Source organism: Streptomyces sp. NPDC058284 (assembly GCF_042881135.1).
Lineage (GTDB): Bacteria > Actinomycetota > Actinomycetes > Streptomycetales > Streptomycetaceae > Streptomyces.
The window spans coordinates 25,710-41,594 of the sequence record NZ_JBHVYE010000045.1 but is presented as its reverse complement, the minus strand read 5'-3'; the positions used below and the strand labels follow the sequence as shown (position 1 = coordinate 41,594).

The 15,885-nt window shown below is 67.0% G+C and carries 16 protein-coding genes; 7 read left to right on the top strand and 9 right to left on the bottom strand.

Features of this window, described 5'->3' with window-relative positions; translation table 11 throughout:
* Positions 1–136: 136 nt before the first annotated feature.
* Positions 137–1,447: a helix-turn-helix transcriptional regulator gene (locus tag ACFVYR_RS36100; protein ID WP_384262032.1), complete on the bottom strand. Its 1,311-nt coding sequence runs from the start codon at positions 1,445–1,447 to the stop codon at positions 137–139.
* Between the two features lie 164 nt (positions 1,448–1,611).
* On the opposite strand from ACFVYR_RS36100, the gene ACFVYR_RS36095 reads away from it, so the two are divergent.
* The 5 genes from ACFVYR_RS36095 to ACFVYR_RS36075 all read left to right on the top strand — a co-directional run bounded on the left by ACFVYR_RS36095 (position 1,612) and on the right by ACFVYR_RS36075 (position 5,282).
* Positions 1,612–1,740, top strand: coding sequence for a hypothetical protein (locus ACFVYR_RS36095; RefSeq protein ID WP_384262029.1), 129 nt, complete (start codon positions 1,612–1,614; stop codon positions 1,738–1,740).
* Positions 1,741–1,834: 94 nt separating this feature from the next.
* Positions 1,835–3,331, top strand: a complete 1,497-nt coding sequence (locus ACFVYR_RS36090; protein ID WP_384262026.1) for an MBL fold metallo-hydrolase — start codon at positions 1,835–1,837, stop codon at positions 3,329–3,331.
* Positions 3,328–4,200: a hypothetical protein gene (locus tag ACFVYR_RS36085; protein WP_384262024.1), complete on the top strand. Its 873-nt coding sequence runs from the start codon at positions 3,328–3,330 to the stop codon at positions 4,198–4,200. Before ACFVYR_RS36090 ends, ACFVYR_RS36085 begins: the two co-directional genes overlap by 4 nt.
* 3 nt (positions 4,201–4,203) lie before the next feature.
* Positions 4,204–4,626, top strand: a complete 423-nt coding sequence (locus ACFVYR_RS36080) for a VOC family protein (RefSeq protein WP_384262021.1) — start codon at positions 4,204–4,206, stop codon at positions 4,624–4,626.
* Positions 4,608–5,282 carry a GNAT family N-acetyltransferase gene (locus tag ACFVYR_RS36075; protein ID WP_384262018.1) on the top strand — a complete coding sequence of 225 codons (675 nt, stop codon included), beginning with the start codon at positions 4,608–4,610 and terminating at the stop codon, positions 5,280–5,282. Before ACFVYR_RS36080 ends, ACFVYR_RS36075 begins: the two co-directional genes overlap by 19 nt.
* Before the next feature lie 182 nt (positions 5,283–5,464).
* On the opposite strand, the gene ACFVYR_RS36070 is transcribed toward ACFVYR_RS36075, so the two are convergent.
* The 5 genes from ACFVYR_RS36070 to ACFVYR_RS36050 form a co-directional block, all read right to left on the bottom strand.
* Complete coding sequence (locus tag ACFVYR_RS36070; RefSeq protein ID WP_384262015.1) at positions 5,465–5,689, bottom strand: hypothetical protein; 225 nt, start codon at positions 5,687–5,689, stop codon at positions 5,465–5,467.
* Between the two features lie 124 nt (positions 5,690–5,813).
* Positions 5,814–6,704, bottom strand: coding sequence for an MFS transporter (locus tag ACFVYR_RS36065; RefSeq protein ID WP_384262012.1), 891 nt, complete (start codon positions 6,702–6,704; stop codon positions 5,814–5,816).
* 430 nt (positions 6,705–7,134) lie between these two features.
* Positions 7,135–7,920: an SAM-dependent methyltransferase gene (locus ACFVYR_RS36060; RefSeq protein WP_384262009.1), complete on the bottom strand. Its 786-nt coding sequence runs from the start codon at positions 7,918–7,920 to the stop codon at positions 7,135–7,137.
* A gap of 60 nt (positions 7,921–7,980) precedes the next feature.
* The gene (locus ACFVYR_RS36055) at positions 7,981–8,211 is read right to left on the bottom strand and encodes a DUF397 domain-containing protein (RefSeq protein ID WP_384262006.1); all 231 of its coding nucleotides are present in this window, start codon (positions 8,209–8,211) and stop codon (positions 7,981–7,983) included.
* Complete coding sequence (locus ACFVYR_RS36050; RefSeq protein WP_384262004.1) at positions 8,208–9,077, bottom strand: DUF5753 domain-containing protein; 870 nt, start codon at positions 9,075–9,077, stop codon at positions 8,208–8,210. The genes ACFVYR_RS36055 and ACFVYR_RS36050 overlap by 4 nt, the downstream gene beginning before the upstream one ends.
* A 590-nt stretch (positions 9,078–9,667) precedes the next feature.
* On the opposite strand from ACFVYR_RS36050, the gene ACFVYR_RS36045 reads away from it, so the two are divergent.
* Positions 9,668–11,221 (top strand): hypothetical protein, encoded by a 1,554-nt coding sequence (locus ACFVYR_RS36045; protein WP_384262001.1) that lies wholly within the window; start codon positions 9,668–9,670, stop codon positions 11,219–11,221.
* A 14-nt stretch (positions 11,222–11,235) separates the two neighbouring features.
* The gene (locus tag ACFVYR_RS36040; protein ID WP_384261998.1) at positions 11,236–11,955 is read left to right on the top strand and encodes a 2'-5' RNA ligase family protein; all 720 of its coding nucleotides are present in this window, start codon (positions 11,236–11,238) and stop codon (positions 11,953–11,955) included.
* Here the strand turns inward: ACFVYR_RS36040 and ACFVYR_RS36035 are convergent.
* The 3 genes from ACFVYR_RS36035 to ACFVYR_RS36025 all read right to left on the bottom strand — a co-directional run bounded on the left by ACFVYR_RS36035 (position 11,887) and on the right by ACFVYR_RS36025 (position 15,527).
* Complete coding sequence (locus tag ACFVYR_RS36035) at positions 11,887–13,038, bottom strand: aldo/keto reductase (RefSeq protein ID WP_384261995.1); 1,152 nt, start codon at positions 13,036–13,038, stop codon at positions 11,887–11,889. The genes ACFVYR_RS36040 and ACFVYR_RS36035 overlap by 69 nt on opposite strands.
* Positions 13,039–13,320: 282 nt before the next feature.
* Positions 13,321–14,037, bottom strand: coding sequence for an HAD family hydrolase (locus tag ACFVYR_RS36030; RefSeq protein WP_384261992.1), 717 nt, complete (start codon positions 14,035–14,037; stop codon positions 13,321–13,323).
* Positions 14,034–15,527, bottom strand: a complete 1,494-nt coding sequence (locus ACFVYR_RS36025) for a helix-turn-helix domain-containing protein (RefSeq protein ID WP_384261989.1) — start codon at positions 15,525–15,527, stop codon at positions 14,034–14,036. The genes ACFVYR_RS36030 and ACFVYR_RS36025 overlap by 4 nt, the downstream gene beginning before the upstream one ends.
* Positions 15,528–15,885: the final 358 nt, after the last annotated feature.

The window sequence follows — 15,885 nt, the reverse complement described above, 5'->3', positions numbered from 1 at the left end:
CATCCTGCACTGGTCGACATGGCGCCGCAGACGACAACACCAAGCCCGCATCAGTCACTACAAACGACGCGGGCACAGCCCATGACAACTGCCCAACACTCAGAACAAGCACCGTTGCAGTACTAGGCGGTTTTGGTCAGCTCGCTCTTACTCGTTCCAAGAGATCGTCCACGTCGCCAGTCCCTGCGTACTTCTCAAAGCCGGGCGTGAGTTCACGCACCAGGGAGACGCACCGGGGAGCGCCGATCTTGCTGGAAAGGGTGAGGGACTGGGATGCGGCGGCCGCAGCTTGGTCGGCTTCCCCCGCCTTGAGGAAGCTGCCCGCTTCGTAGGTGAGGAAGACCGCCCGGATCTTGTCGCGGGCGCCGGGGAGCAGTGCCATCCCTTCTCCGATGAGCTGGTGAGCCCGTTCAGGTTGGCCGAGATCGAGCAGGCACTGCCCGCTGTCGACCAGCAAGTCGGCCGGCGACATCCACGAGCACCATGCGGGGGCTTCTCCGGCAGTCCGGGCAAGTTCCCGCTCGGCTGCGCTCAGGGAGCTGCGGCAGGCTTGCGCTTCCCCGAGCGCAGCCCGCGCGCGGGCGAGGCGCAGGTGCAGCAGGGAGCGGGCCGCTGGATGCTCAGTGCGGGTCACGGCGCTTTCCAGGATTTCGGCGGCTGTCTTGGGTTCCTTCAACCAGGTGGCCTGGTACGCGAGATCGGACATGACGCCCGCTCCAAGGTCGCGGTCGCCGGAGGCGTGGGCGCTGTGAAGGGCGCCGTGCCAGAAGCGGCCAGCGGCGGCGTGTTTGCCCTGATCGAAGCGGTGCCAGCCGACGGTCTGCGACAGCCGCGCCGCCAGGGTGTGCAGCCGCCTGCCGACGGGCTCGGTGTAGTTGCCGGCCTCGATCAGGTCGGTGACGGTCGCCAGGTGGGCGTCCAGGAGCGTGCGGGTGTGCTGGCGCTGCTCGGTGACGAGGGTGGTGAGCTTCTGGCCGGTGGCTTCAAGGAGGTCGACGAGTTCGGCGTCGACGGCCTGGCCGTCCAGCGCGCTGGCGACGGCCTGCGGTTCGGTGGCAGCCCACTGGTGGGCGATGGCGACTAACGCGGCGGAGCTGTACGTCAGGAACGTGCGGCGGTCCATAGAGCTTCGCAGAGCCTCTCGTAGAGCAGGAACGGTGCTGTGGGGGCTCAGAGGTATGGAGCTGTCCCGGCCCGGCAACCAGTGAGGCCAGCCCAGAGCAGTGATGGCGCCCTGGTCGATCTCGAACACGTCGGCGAGGAGCAGCTGGGAGTCGTCGTCAGGGATGGCCCGACCGTTTTCCCACTTCCAGATCCGTTGTCTCTCCACGCCGGAGCGGAATCCGCGGCGCAGCGCGGCACGCCGGATCTGTCGGGCGAGGTCGGGCTGGGTCCAGCCGCGTTCGATACGGGCATGGGTGAGGGGGTGACGGATCAAGTCGTCCACGGAGCTATCCCATCATCCTGCGTGACGGTCAGCGTACTGCGCGTGCGTGCGGGACTACACCGGGACTACGCCCAGCTTCTGGGCGGCGTCGAACAGTTGAGCTGTACTGCAAGAAGTTCCTCGCTATTCCCAAGGCGGGGCTCAGTGATGAGAGGAGGTACGCGATGAGCCACCCGAAGAAGGCCAAGACGCCGAAGGTGTCCGTTGAGGCGGTGCAGGTGCTTCAGCGCCGGGTGAAGGCGTTCGCCGCGACCGGTGCCACCAGCCATGCGCCGACTACGTACCACCGGTGAGGTGCCGCTGCTGATGGAAACGCGGCCGGGGGCGCTGGTATCGCCCCCGGCTGTTTTCTGCCCGTCGTTCACGACTATGTAGAGGAGAAGCACCATGGCCGCTCCCGCCGGACTGGAGTTCACGTTCCTGGGACACCAGACGTGGCACATCACCGATGGCCTCTCCACGGTACTGCTCGATCCGATACTCGCCGAAGCCTTCGGCGCTGGCAGCCTCGAGTTCCCGATCTGGCCGCCGCGGACCGTCGACACCGAGACGATGCCGCTGCCGGACGCGGTGATCCTCAGCCATGAGCACCTGGACCACTTCCACCTGCCCTCCCTCGACCTGTTGCCGAAGGCCGTCCCGGTCTACACCGGCATGACCACCCCGGCCGCCGTCACCGACGCCATCGAGGTCCTCGGCTTCACCGTGGTACGCCTCGACCACACGACCCCGCTCACCATCGGCGACATCGAGATCACCCTCTTCCCGGCCGGTGCCCGCACCCTGTTCTGGGAGCAGCGGGTCGCCCAGCCACTCGTCCGCCGCGCCGGCACCACCGACCATGACGTGTTCATCGGCGTCGACGCCGATGTCTCCGATCTCTACATCGAGCAGCTCACCGACGGCCGACTCAAAGCGCCCCGGCTCGCCATCGTGTCCAACAACGCCCAGACCGTGCCCTATGGTGCGCTCGGCGCGGACAACAACCTGCTGCCCGGCATGGACGGCCCGCGCAACCGCAAGACCGGCATCGAGATCCTCAACGGCCTGCTGATCGACTACCTTAAACCGCTCGACGGCGTACGCGATGTCGCCCTGTGCGGCAACGGCTTCACCGCCCCGCGCAGCCCGCACGGCCCCTTCCTCTACGCCGACCACACCGCCCTCGCGGCCACAGCCAACTCTCTGCAGCACCTCTTCCGTGTGCACGGACCACGGCCCGGCGAGCGACTGACCGTCCCGTACGACGACGGCGCGCTCTCCAGCTCCGGCGCCGAGTGGGTCCGCATCGACGCCGGGAGTGAGGCGAGCGCCCTGGCCAAACAGCGCGACTTCCTCGCAACCCCGAAGGACGTAGCGCCCACCCCGATCACCCCGCCCCTGGCGCCGGAGACCTGGGAGGCCGCGCGGGCCCGGCTCGCCGACGAACTTCCCCGACTGGCCCGCGACTTCATTGCCACCCGCACCGGGGCGCTGGCCTCCGGCATCCACGACTACCTCCAGGGGCCGGTCGGCTCACAGCGGGCCGTACTGCGGCTGCTCGATCCGCCCGGAAGCAAGAACGGCATCGAGTCGTACGCCTGGAACATCACCGGCCCCGCCTTCGAGCTGGTGGAGTCCACCGGCCGCGAGGAGGCCATGGCAGCCTTCCCGTTCGGCATCGAAATCTTCTACCAGGATCTGCTCGCGGTCTTCGAGGGCCGCGCCCAGATCTGGGACGTCGTCGGTGGCTCGTATCAGGGCTGGCACATCGGCGAGCCTCTCGATTCCCCGGTCTACGCCCTGTTCGCGGCGCTCGGCGAGCACCAGCGCCCCGACCTGGCCGCCCGCTGCTACGAACACAGCCTGACCGCCCTCGGCTACACCCAGGCGGCGACGGGATGACCACCACCACGGCCGGGCCACTCGCCGGCGCCGCCCGCATGCGGCCCGACGGGTGGCTCGCCACCCCGCTCACCACCGACCCCGTGCACGCCGAGGCGCAGGCCCGCTCGCTGATCTACCGCCATCACCCGGCCGCCCCTGGACCGGTGCGCTGCCTGACCGCCCGCTACCGCACGGCGGCCTTCGCCCTCGGTGCCCCGCCCCGCCAGCTCCTCAAACGCCACGGTGACGAGGCCGCCTACCTCGGCGAAGTCCTCGCCTATCAACTCCTGCATGGCGAAGGGGTTCTGCCGAACCTGCACAGTGCGAGCGACGCCACCTTGACCTTGGTCGTCGACTTCCTCGACGAAGACGCGGACATCACCACCGAGGACGGATTCGACGAACTGATCGCCACGGTCGCGGCGATCCACACCGCCCCCTCCCGCTGGAGTCCGGCCACCGCCGAGGCCATGAACCGGTGGCGACTGGACGTCGCGGCCAATTCCTCCACTCCGGCATGGCTACGCGAACCGGCCGCGTGGCGGCGCCTGGTTCGGCTCACTGCGGATGCGCACGGCGACGACCACGTGCCGCTGGGCCACCTCGACCTCAAGGCCGACCACGCCCGGCGTCGCGACGACGGCCGTCTCGCCCTCATCGACACGGAGACCCTGCGCCCTGACCTGACCGGTCTGCCCGACCTGATCACCCTCGCCCACCTCAGCCAGAGCGAGAGCCGCGCGTTGTCTCCGCAGTCGGTCCGCCACACGTACCGTCGTCACACCAACCGCCTCGGCGCCCAGTGGAGCGACGCCGGTCTCGTCAGCGCGCTGCGCGCGTTCGCCGACGCTACTGGTCTCGCCTCCCTGCACGGCGTCGACCAATAGCCCATGGAGACCCTCGTGTTCAACGGCATCCGCTCCATCATGATCTTCGCGGAGGACCCGGACGCGTCAGCGACCTGGTGGGGCAAGGTGCTTGATGCCGAAGTCCACCGCGACGTCAACGAGACGAACGGCGACGTCTACGCCTGGCTCAACGTCGCGGGCATCGAGTTCGGCTTCCACCCGCTCGACGAGAAGCGCAACAAGCGCGGCGCCAGCCCCGTGCCCTACTGGGCGGTCGACGACATCGACGCCGTACGTCAGCACCTCCTCGACGCAGGCTGCAGCCACCACCGCGGCCCCCTCGACGTCGGTGACGGATCCGGCCGCCGCATCGCGCAACTACAAGATCCATTCGGCAACGTGTTCGGGATCGACGGATTTGTGACCCGCCCCTCTGGAGGACACCGATGCGCCACTGGCCGCTGACCCAGCTCATCCTCACCACTCCCGACCTGGTCCTGCGTATCCCGGACGACGACCAGCTCGACGTCCTCGCCCAGGTCGCCGCCGACGGCGTCCTCCCGCCCGGGGCTGTGTACTTCCCTCAACCCTGGGCCTCCGGCAGCCCTGAGGAGACGGCGCGCAACGTCGTACAGAACCACTGGTGGGCGCGCGGCGACTGGCGCGAGGACAACTGGCGCCTCCTGCTCGCCGTCTTCCACGAGGGCAAGCCGATCGGTCAGCAGAACCTTTCCGCCCGCAGCTTCCGTATCACCCGCGAGGCCCGCACCGGCTTCTGGCTCGGCCGCCGCTACCAAGGCCGCGGATTCGGCACCCAGATGCGATTCGCCGCCCTCCACCTCGCCTTCGACCACCTCGATGCCGAGCGCGTCACATCCTGCGCCTTCGCCGACAACGCGGCCTCGCGCCGCGTCTCCGAGAAACTCGGCTACACCCCCAACGGCGTCCGCCGCCTCACCGCCGACGGCCGCCTCGTAGAAGTCCACGACGCCGTCATCACCGCGCACGACTGGGCCCGTAGTGTCCAGCCGGCCACCCCGGCCGAAGGAGTCGACGGATGCCGCCACCTGTTCGGCCTCCCCTCAGCCGCCCCTCCTGTAGACGTCATCCTGCATGTCTAGCCAGCGGAACCCTGCCGCACCCAAGCCAGAAGGGAGCCGCTACCCGCCCGTAGTACAGCAGCCTCGTGGCAGGGATCCGCGCACCTCTCGGGGCAGAGCCGCGGAGCGGACAACCCCACCCTGAGCACCGGCGCCCGATTACCCGATGCCCACTACTCCAACGAAGTTGAACGGCGAGAGCATCAAGCGAGCCCGTATTCCACCGCCGTCGACCGCCGGGCCACAGCCCTGGACACAATCCATGCCACCAACCTAGAGACGGCGGTGAGCACGCCGCCCGTCGCGAAGGACGCCCGCGGCGCGCGCTCCAGCAGCACGGGAAGCAGCAGCATGCTGCTCATGCTGGCCACGTGCAGCTTGACGGAATCGGCGGTGAACAACCGCAGCCGCTCCGGCCCCGGCAGCAACCCGATCTCCGCATTGGCTGATCGAGGTCAGCGGCACCAGCGCGCTGACGGTCGCGGCGATGACCGCCACCTCGTAGAGGCTGCCGCTGAAGGCGAACGCGGCCAGCAGAAGTCCCCGCGCCGTCTACGCCAGGCAGTATCCGTCCGGGAACCGGCCCGGCAGGGACACGTTCCCGGTCAACAGGTTGCCGACCACCGCGCCGATGCCCATCGATGACAGCACCACCGCATACGCCCCGGCGCCGGCGTGCACCTGGCTGGTCAGCCAGATCGGGATGCCGATGGTGAGCACGGTGGAGAAGGACTCCCCCACGCCACTGAGCGCGAGCGCGCATCCGATCCGCGGATGGGCTCGCAGTACTGCGAAGGCCCGGGGCGCCTCCCCTTCGACGCCCGGGCCCGCGTCCCCGTCCGGGGTCTTTTCCGCCCTCTCGGGCTGGGGCGCCATGTGGCGGCCGAGCCAGGCGAACGCCACTGCGGAGACCGCGAAGGTCGCGGCGTCTAGCAGGAACAGCTTCTCGGCGGGCATGAACGCCAGCAGCACCGCGGCCGATCCGGGGCCCAGGAACCAGGTGAGCCGGTTGGAGATATCCATCAGCCCGCTCACCTGCCGTACCTGGTCCTTGGCCACCATCCCCGGCACCAGCGTCGACAGGCTCGGCCCGGTCAGTGCGTCACACGTCCCGATCAGGATGATGACGACCAGCACGCCCGTCAGGCCGAGCGACTGCCACAGCCACGGCATCGCGCCCACGATGACCACCTGCACGGCCTCCACCGCAGCGAGGGCCCTGAAGGCGGCGAAGCGCGCGATCAGCTTCCGGCCGAACGCCCCGATCAGCAGGTGCGGCACCGACTCGACCACCACGACTAGGCCCATGGCCACCGCACCGGATCTCTGCCACGCCGTCCACGCCAGCGCGAGGGTGAAGAAGCGGTCACCGAAGACGGGCAGCGTCTCGGCGAGCCACAGAACCAGGACCGGACGCTGCCGCAGCAGGCTCACGTAACTCACCCGCGCGACTGTAGGGACCCGGCGAACATCACGAGACGTCTTCGGCCACTCCTCCTTCGCAGGCAGCATCTTGCGGAGTCATCCGTCATCGAGGCCCCCGGCCCGCACTTCTCCTGGCCTCCATCGGCGGTCACCGGCCAGCTGATGTCCGCGGTGTCCATCCCCGACTGCTCCGGAACCTCGCCGAACTGAAGGACTCCCGGGCGTCCTTCCTCAGGGTCCGGCGCGTCGTCACCACGTGCACGGGGACGGACACACTGCACTGGAAGTACGCGGCGGTCGGCGCCCGCGAAGGCACCTCCATCGAGCCAGGGTGGGGCGCCGATATCGGATTCGTCGAACGGCGCGGCCCCCTCATGACCGGCTCGGCGCACCCGCGGCCCCCTCATGACCGGCTCGGCGCACCCGCGGCGCCCGGGCCGGGCGGCGCCTACGGCTTCCGTGCGACTCCGACATAGAGGGCTACCTGGTCGTCATCGTGCCCATGGTCGGACTCTGGCCGCCATTGTGTGACGGTCTCGACACCTGGCTCGGTGAGGATCAGTCCTTCGAAGAAGGCGGTGAACTCATCACGCGAGCGCACTTGAGCCGGCACTCCGCTTTTCCGGTAGATGTCCACTGCCTTCGCCCAGCCCTGGGGGTTGAAGTCCCCTGTGACGTGGGAGAGCGTGAGGTAGCTTCCGGGGGCGAGTGCCCCCACCAGTTCGCGCACAATCTCGTAGGGCTTCTTGTCGTCCGGGACGAAGTGCAAAAGGGCGACCAGCGACAGCGCTACCGGTTTTCCAAGGTCGAGGGTCTCGCGGGCCGCGTCAATGATCGCCTCTGGCTCCATGACGTCCGCTTCGACGTATCGAGTCTGGCCTTCGGGCGTGCTGCGCAAGAGGGCCTCGGCATGCCGCAGAACGATGGGGTCGTGGTCGACGTAGACGATCCGAGCACTACGGTTCACGCTTTGTACGACCTGGTGCAGGTTGGGCTCGGTCGGAATGCCCGTACCGATGTCCAGGAACTGGTCGATGCCGCGGGAGGCCAGGAGTCGTGAAGCTCGTTGCATGAAGCTCCGGTTGGCCCGTGCGACCGTCCGGATTTCCGGGACGAGGGAGATGACGTGCTCAGCGGCCTGCTCGTCGATGGGGTAGCTGTCCTTGCCGTCCAGGTAATAGTCGTACATGCGGGCCGAGTGGGGGCGGCTGGTGTCGATTGGCTTTAAGTTCATTGCTCGTTTGTGCTCCTCTGCGCGTTGTTGTGCATACGACCGGTCAGACACAGGTGCGCGTCAGAGGAGGAGGAAGTCCGCCTGACCGGACTTGGCCCCCAATATAAAGGCTTTGATTTCGGCTGCTGTGTAGATGAGGGCTGGTCCCTCAGGAGCCGTCGACTGGCGCAGGGCCACTCGGCCGTCCTCGAGCCTCTTCGCCTCGATGCAGTTGCCACCGTTGGTACCGCTCCAGGGTTTCACCCATTCCCCTGTTCCAAGGTCAGAGGCGGCGTTGGGGACATGACTCATTGGTACAGCTCCTTGCGGATGTCACCAAGGAATTCCTTGGTATCCTTCTTTGTCATTGCGTATACGCTTGTTTCAGCCAGGGCTTCGCGAAACAGGGCGACTTCATCCTTTGCCTCGCCGTAGGAGGCGCGGCTCAGACTGTCGGTGCAGACGATGTCGGGCAGCTCTGGCTGTTCGAAGCGGAAGATGGTGAAAGGCCCGAAGGCGCCGGGGTGCAGTCCTGCAGCGAAGGGGCAAACCTGCAAGGCGACGTTGGGCAGTTCGGCCATCTCGATGAGGCGGTCGATCTGTCCGCGCATCACGTCCGGGCTGCCCGCGGGGCGTCGAAGGACCGTCTCGTCGATGACCGCCCACAGTTGGGGAGGGGAGGGGTCTTCGCGGGTGAGGAGTTCTTGGCGTTTGGTGCGCAGATGTACGCGCCGTTCGAGGACGTCGGCGGGTACGTGAGGCAGACCGCGTTCCAGTACGGCGCGGGCGTAGTCGGGTGTTTGCAGCAGGCCGGGGGCGACGGCCGGCTCGTAGGTGCGAATGTGGGTGGCGGCGTTCTCCAGTGAGACGTGCACACCAAACCAGTTCGGCAGCACGTCGCGAAAGCTCTGCCACCAGCCCGGTGTTGCAGCCTCGCCGACCAAGGAAAGGAACTCTTCGGTCTCTGCCCGGCCGACACCGTAGATCTCCAGGAGCGTTTTGACGTTGGCGAATTTCAGTGAGGTCTCGGCTTTTTCCATCCTCGTGATCGTGGGCAGGGTGACGCGTAGTTCATCGGCAGCCTGGGCCGCGGTGAGGCCTGCGGCGTTTCGTAGGGCGGCCAGCCGCCGACCGAGAACAATCTGCAGGACGGTCGGGGACGACTTCGCTTCGGTCACATGAGGCCCTCTCCCCGTCGAACCACTGGCGGTGCTGCAGTCTGCCACGGCTCTCGACGCGTGAACAGTCTGTTAGTAACAGAGTGCCACTTGCCAACTTGTCTGTGTGGGCAGCATAGTTGGGTGTGGGCCAGCTCACACTGCACATGCGGCATGCCTTCACCCCCAGGAAGGTTCCAGATGCTCTACCGACAGGCCACGTTTCATTGCCTCCGCCTACGGGCTCGGCTGACGGAAGACGCCCACCGGGCCGACAGGTGCCCGAGCAGTGTCTTGCTGGATTCGGCGCGTTCCAAGCTCCCCAGGCTCGCCGGTTCATGGGCAGAGACCAAGGCCGGCCTTGTGCTGAGCACCCGTCGCCCCTGACCTGTGGTGGTCCGCCTGAGGGACAGTCCCGCGATCACACAGTGCTGACTGTTCTGGAGGCCACGGTCTCTCCGCAACGGTGCCCACAAGTAGAGCGCAGCTACCCGACGGCGGCCTGACCAGCGACCGTCCATGTTCCCTTGTGTCCTGAGCTGACCGTGCGGATCTCTTCCTACTTGCGCGCCAGGCCCGGACCGAACGAGCACACCGTTGAGAAAGCCGAAGTGGCGATGACCCAGCAACCCAGAACGACGAACTTCCGGTTAGAAGTGCAAAGGCGCAACTGGACTTGGACGGCTTTCGCCCTCCAGTGGAGGAACGCCTGCGAGGACCTGGCGCGCCAGGACCGGGAACCGCAGCTTGCCCATCTTCCGCTCTCCAAGCGCACCTTCCAACGGTGGATGAACGGCGAGGTCGCCGCGGGACCGCGCCGCACGGCCGCTCGCGTACTGGAGCATCTCTTCGGCCTGCCGGTGGAGCACCTGATGGCGGCGCCGAAGGAGGGCACCTACTTCAGCGTCGTGGTTCGTCAGCGCAACTGGAGCTACCCCGCGTTCGCGAGCGTCTGGAAGCGCTCACGAGAAGACCTCGCGCGGCTGGACGGCGACCCTCGGCTAGCTCGCGTTGATGTGAAACGGCGTACGTTCGTTCATTGGTTGAGCGGTGACATTGCCGGACCACCGCGTCCAGATGCGGCACGCATCCTGGAATACATCTTCGGTGTTCCTGTGGCCACGCTCATGGGCCGCCCCCCAACCGGCGCAGACCCGCACACGGCACACACCGGTGCCGGTGCATCTCGCGGTCTGGCGTCCCCTGGCGCAGCTCTGGGCGAGAGCTTCAGCAGCGGCATGCAACGTGTGGCTGCGGAGACCATCGACAGCATCGTGGACCGATACGAGTCACAGGGGCCACACCAACTGGCCGGAGAGACACTCCTGCTGCGCAGAGTCCTCCACACGATGATGGCGGCCGCCCCCCGCCCCCAGGCCGACCACTTGGTCGTGGCGTCCAAGACATCAGGGCTCCTCGCCTACATGGCCGTCAACGCGGGACAGCACCAGCTCGCGGAGCGGTACTGCACGGAGGCCGACTCCCTTGCCATCGCGGCTGGAGATACGCCGTCGCGCATGTGGGTCCAGGGAACACGGGCGCTGAACTTCTACTACATGGGCGAATACCAGCTCTCCAACCAAGCCGCTGAGGCGGGCATTGCCCTGGGCCCGCGGAGCCCGCACGCGATCCGTCTGCTGGCCAACGGTCAGGCGCGGGCACTGGCGCGTCTCGGTGACAGCAAGGGTGCCGGTCACGCTGTCGCCCGGTCCTTGAGCCTGAGCGAGCGACAGCCGCATCTACCCCAGGGCATCACCTCCTGCATTTCATTTGCGCCCTACAGCTACGCGCGCACCCTCGCCAACGCCATCACGGCGCATCTGTCAGCCGGTGACGTCAAACAGGTGCTGCAGTACGCCGGAGAGATCGAGGGGCTGGTCTCCGGTTCGGATTCACAATGGACCAAAGCACTCGTGGGCCTCGACGTCGCAACGGCCCTGCTGCAACAACCGCGGCCAGACGTGGAGCGCGCCATCTCCCTGGGGCAGGCTGCCGTGCGGGCCGGCAACGCCAGGCCGATCGAGTCGGTGCGTCAGCGGGCTGGCGAACTGCTCGCGCGGGCCGACAGATGGCGCACGGAACGTCCGGTCCGCGAGTATGCGGAGGAACTCGTCGCTCTGGAGCGCATCCCGCCCCCAGAGCTGGTGAGCGCCAACGCACCCTGAGCAAGGAGAGATGCGTGACCGCCCCGCTGGTCCCGGACAGCCGTGCCTTCCCGCCCGCCCCGCCGCTGGACATGAACGACATCGGCTCCGTCCTGGCAGCGGACTGGGAGGCGTTTCGCGGCATCGAGCGGATGACTGACCACTGGGCGCGGCCCGGGTGGGGCGCAAAGAACCGCACCCTGTACTGGATGCTCACGTTTCCTACCGCGACCAGCCTCATCGAGGAAGCCCTCTTCTGCCAGGAGCATCTGGCGTCGCACCAGCTGGACCCCGTCCCCGAGGACGGCCTGCACCTCACCATGAACAGAATCGGCTCCCCGCACGACATCACCCCCCGCGGAGTGGACGAGCTGGCCCGCCAGGCCGCCCGTCTGGCCGGCGCGCCCTTCGCCATCCAAGCGCACCCCATGGCCGGCTCCCCAGGAGCTGTCCGCTTCAGCGTGACGCCGTGGTCCCCGCTCGTCGAGCTCCACGCCGCCCTCGGCGAGGCCGTCCACACCGCGGCGATCCCCTCCCAGGGAAGGCCAACGAGCCTCTTCCGCCCCCATCTCGGCATCCTCTACTGCCCCAAGGAACAGCCAGCCGCCCCCTTGATCCGGTCAGTGGCGGCCCTGCGGAAGCGCCACCCCATCTCCTTGCGGGTGGAGAGCGTGGAGCTGGTCGAGCTACGGCGCGCGGCCAGAACCTACCGGTGGGATGTCCTTCACTCCGTGCCCCTGCAAGGCGTCGCCTGAAGGGAGCCGCCGGCGCCCCTGGCCGTGGATCACTTCATGCAGCCGACGGCGAATTCTGCCGTAGGCCCCGGCCACGCACGCCATCTCCTGCGCGGTCAGGATGGGACCAAGGGAGTGGTTCACCGCGACCTGACATGGCGATGAAAACCCTGCTGCGACTACGGTGTGGTCGCCCTGCTGCAGGGCGAAACCCAGGGCAACTCTGGCCATGTCATCGGGTCCTGGCCCGAACCGTGCGCGCAGTGCCGCGAGTTCCTCGTCGATGACGCGCAGAGCTGACGTGCCAAAGAGCGGGCTGCTTCGACGTTGGTCACCGGGTGCGAAACGCGGACGGCACTTTGGCGTGTACTTTCCCGTGATCAGCCCCTGAGCCAGCGGCTCCGTCAGCAGCAGCGCGATACCGTGCCGGGCAGCGAACGCTGCGAGCGGCTCCCCCGCAACATGCGGCGGCTCCGCCAACGGGCTGCAGCTCGTCCACAGCACGTCGGGGCGCAGCAGGCCGAAAATCTGGCGGAATCGGGCTTGCCTGTCAGAGACTGCCGCGTTGCCCGGACCACCCGCCCCCTCGGGGGAGGGTGGTCCGGGCATACCGATCGCACGCACGCAGCCGACATCACGGAAGGCTCGCAGCTGCTCGATCGCGACATGCAGGTAGCGGTCCTCCCGTCCGAAGTCCAGGGTGTGCAGTGAGTACAGGTCAACGTACTCGGTGTCGAGGTTGTCCAGGGTCTGCTCGAGCCGGTGCCGCAGCGACGGACCGGCGTAGGGGTGCGGGGCAGTGCCCCGCACCTGGCCGGCCTTGCTAGACAAGAGGACCGAACTGCGTCCTACCTCCGCGACGAGGCGCCCCAACAGCCGCTCGGAATGCCCGAGACCGAAAGAGTCAGCGGTGTCGAACAGGTTCGCTCCTGTAGACACCGCGGTGCGTAACCCCTCGAGAGCAACATCATCTGAGCTGGTGCTGCACCTCACCGGCACTCCGTCTTGTACGGATAGTCCTCCGATGGCCCGGCAGCCGACGGCCAGCGGCTGTGCCGTGAGTCCCGGTGCGAGAAATCTCGGGCATTCAGTGGATGAGGTCATGATCCGGTGCTCTCCCCGTCGTTCCAGGTGTACACCGCTACGACCTTCCTGCCCGAACCGGCTGGACGGTAGGTGCTCACCAGGGCCGAATTCCACCTTGGTCTATCCGGCGTGGCGCAGGTGCGCCATAGAGGTGCCATTTCACTGCCGTTGCCAAGTCCGCCCTGCCTGGAGAGGTGGCTCAAGATGGTCAGAGCTACCGTCCAGGGGGCACCTGCGCTGCTGCAGCCGGAGGCGTTAGGGGCAACGTGATGTCTGAGCATGGGTTCGGCGTTGCACGCCCTACGAGGATCTGTCCTTCCCGAGGTCGTAGATCGTCTCCAGGAGGCTTTCCACGTCCGTGAGGCCAGGCATCACATGATCAGCTCCTGCCTCGGCGAGCTGCTGAGCGGAGGTTGTTCCCGAGGCGACACCGATGACCTTGGCACCGCCTTCTCGGCCGGTGCGGACGTCTTGCAGCGAGTCGCCGATGATCACGGTATTTCCAGGGTCGAACCGATGCCCGTACGCGCGTGCGCTTCGCCGTTGGGCAACTGCGACCAGTGCAGGTCGGTAGGAATTGTCTGAAGCGAAGCCGCCGACAGCCGTGTCCACGTACTGCAGCAGGGAGAAGGCAGAGAGTTTGATCTCGGCACTGGCCTTTAGATTTCCGGTTAGGACCGTCGGCACGAGGGCTTCTGCCTGACGCACCGCGGCCAGAGCGGCCACCGCTCCGGGCATGAGCTGGCCGCTGCGGTGCATTCGTTCGCCGTGTCGCTTCAGACGGCCAGGCAGACGGTCGATGACTTGCCGAGCGAGCTGGTCAGCCTCTGCGTCGGGGACGTCGTTCGCGGCGAGGAGTTCCCGGACCGCCATCGGCATTGTCATGCCGGTTCCTCGTTCTGGCAGCCGTTCGGCGTCGCGTCCGATCACTTCGCGGAACACCTCACGGTACACCAGGCGATCGGTGTCCCCGACGTACAACAACGTTCGGTCAATGTCCCAGAGCACCAAGATCATGTCAGGGCCCTTTGCCTCAGGACTGCCTCGCCTTGTTCGAGGAGGGGCTTGACGGGGCCTGCGTTGCGATGCTGCTGGGCCTCCAGCAGCATCACCTGCAGATGTTCATCGAGGCGGGCTGAGCGGATGCCGTCCACCAGCGAAAGTACCTCTTGTCCGGTGAGGCAGCCCGCATCCGCGTCCCCTGCACGCATCTGTGCGGTCGCTGCGCGGGACAGGAACTGCGCTCGCGTGCGGACTTCCTCCCGACTCAGCACGCCCCGGGCGGTAGCGAAGGCCTGTGCCGCCTCCGCCGGGCGGCCGAGCTCCAGGTAGCAACTGGCGCGCTGGCCGAGGATCTCGCCGCGGTTCATCCAGTACAGCCAGTGAGGGTCGTCTTCACCGCTGCCGCGCGCACACAGTTCCTCAGCTTCTTCGAGAGCCGTCAGCGCATGCCGTTCTTCGCGAAGCCGTGCATGACCCCTTGCCTGCCTCGTCAAGAGCATGGCGTGGAGCGCCGGCGCATCCTGATCGCGGATGCTCTGGCGGGCTGTCCTGGCGGCAGTGACCGCATCTCGGGGATCGCCGACCGAATAGCCGTGGATGGCGATGAAGGACAGCGCGCCCGCACGAAGCCTGGAGTCCCCAGAGGCGTGCGCTGCACGTAGGGCCCCGAGGAAGAGCTCAGAGGCCGCAGCGTGTTGTCCACCATCGAATGTGTACCAGCCGGTCTGGATGGCCGTGTCGGCGGTCACCGCAGCGAGATGGCGCCCCAGGCTCTCGTTATAGGTACCGGTCTTGAGCAGTCCCAGCAGCACCCGCAGGTGCTGCTTCGCAGTGTGGGCGAGCTTGCCGCTGCCGCTGCTCGCGTCAAGCTGACGCAGTTCATCCGTCGTGGCCTGCAAGGAGGCGAGCAGCGGCGGTGTGAGCGGAGTCCCATCATGTAGTTCTGTAGCCAGCGCCTCCGTTGGGGCGATGGCCGATTGCAGGATGTACTGGCTGATAGCCGCGCCGCTTACGGCGGTCAGTACGCTTCGACGTTTCATGGGGCCTCCGACTGCCACTTCAAGTGACGTCACCATACGAGTCGCGGTCCACGGCATCGCAGGGTCGAGGGTGCCCGAAGTGAGACCCTGGGCACGTTCGTTGAACGGTGTCAAGAGCAGAATTCGAAGGTCCGCAGGCAGCCCCAGGCCGTTCAGCAGATCGATGATCGCGTCACGTCCGCTGATCTGCTTTCGCCCGTTCTCAAGGTCCGAGATGTGCGACTGCGTGAGCCCCGTCAGCGCTCTCACGTTTACCTGTGTAAGACCCGAGCGACGACGCAGCAGGCGCAGCAGCTCGCCGAAATCCCAGCCCGCAAGGGCCTGTTGGACGCATTCATCACGCCAGGCACGATCCGGGACCCTGAGGTCGGAGGGGATGCGCGAGCAGACTCCACAGACTGGGTCAGGGTTGTACTGACTCAGCCGGGATCCGCACTTCGCGCACGCGCGGACAGGCGTCTTCATGGCAGCACCGCCGTACTGAGTTCCTCTGCATACTGTTGGTAACAGGCTATGCGGACATTGATATCGCTACAGCGATATCTGCGAATCCCCGAGTCCGTCACACTCTTGGCACGCCCAGGGCACACTCCTCCAGTCCCAACAGGGCAAGGAGGATCAACGACCTCATCCACGGGTCCCAGCCTGGGCAGCAGTGCTGCTCATCCGGCGGCAGGCGAGGAGATGCACCGATGAACGTGCACCACCTGAGGGCAGCGCAGCAACAGTTGCGTCGGAGTCCGCTATGCGCGGGCCACACGCCTGCGCATAGCGGCGTCTCCTCGAACTGACGAGCAGGTCTGCCTCAGATGCCGGTTGGCAG

Coding starts and splice junctions, on each gene's coding strand:
- ACFVYR_RS36095 (WP_384262029.1), top strand. CDS start 1,612: ATGAGCCACCCGAAGAAGGCCAAGACGCCGAAGGTGTCCGTTGAGGCG.
- ACFVYR_RS36090 (WP_384262026.1), top strand. CDS start 1,835: ATGGCCGCTCCCGCCGGACTGGAGTTCACGTTCCTGGGACACCAGACG.
- ACFVYR_RS36085 (WP_384262024.1), top strand. CDS start 3,328: ATGACCACCACCACGGCCGGGCCACTCGCCGGCGCCGCCCGCATGCGG.
- ACFVYR_RS36080 (WP_384262021.1), top strand. CDS start 4,204: ATGGAGACCCTCGTGTTCAACGGCATCCGCTCCATCATGATCTTCGCG.
- ACFVYR_RS36075 (WP_384262018.1), top strand. CDS start 4,608: ATGCGCCACTGGCCGCTGACCCAGCTCATCCTCACCACTCCCGACCTG.
- ACFVYR_RS36060 (WP_384262009.1), bottom strand. CDS start 7,920: ATGAACTTAAAGCCAATCGACACCAGCCGCCCCCACTCGGCCCGCATG.
- ACFVYR_RS36055 (WP_384262006.1), bottom strand. CDS start 8,211: ATGAGTCATGTCCCCAACGCCGCCTCTGACCTTGGAACAGGGGAATGG.
- ACFVYR_RS36035 (WP_384261995.1), bottom strand. CDS start 13,038: ATGACCTCATCCACTGAATGCCCGAGATTTCTCGCACCGGGACTCACG.
- ACFVYR_RS36030 (WP_384261992.1), bottom strand. CDS start 14,037: ATGATCTTGGTGCTCTGGGACATTGACCGAACGTTGTTGTACGTCGGG.
- ACFVYR_RS36025 (WP_384261989.1), bottom strand. CDS start 15,527: ATGAAGACGCCTGTCCGCGCGTGCGCGAAGTGCGGATCCCGGCTGAGT.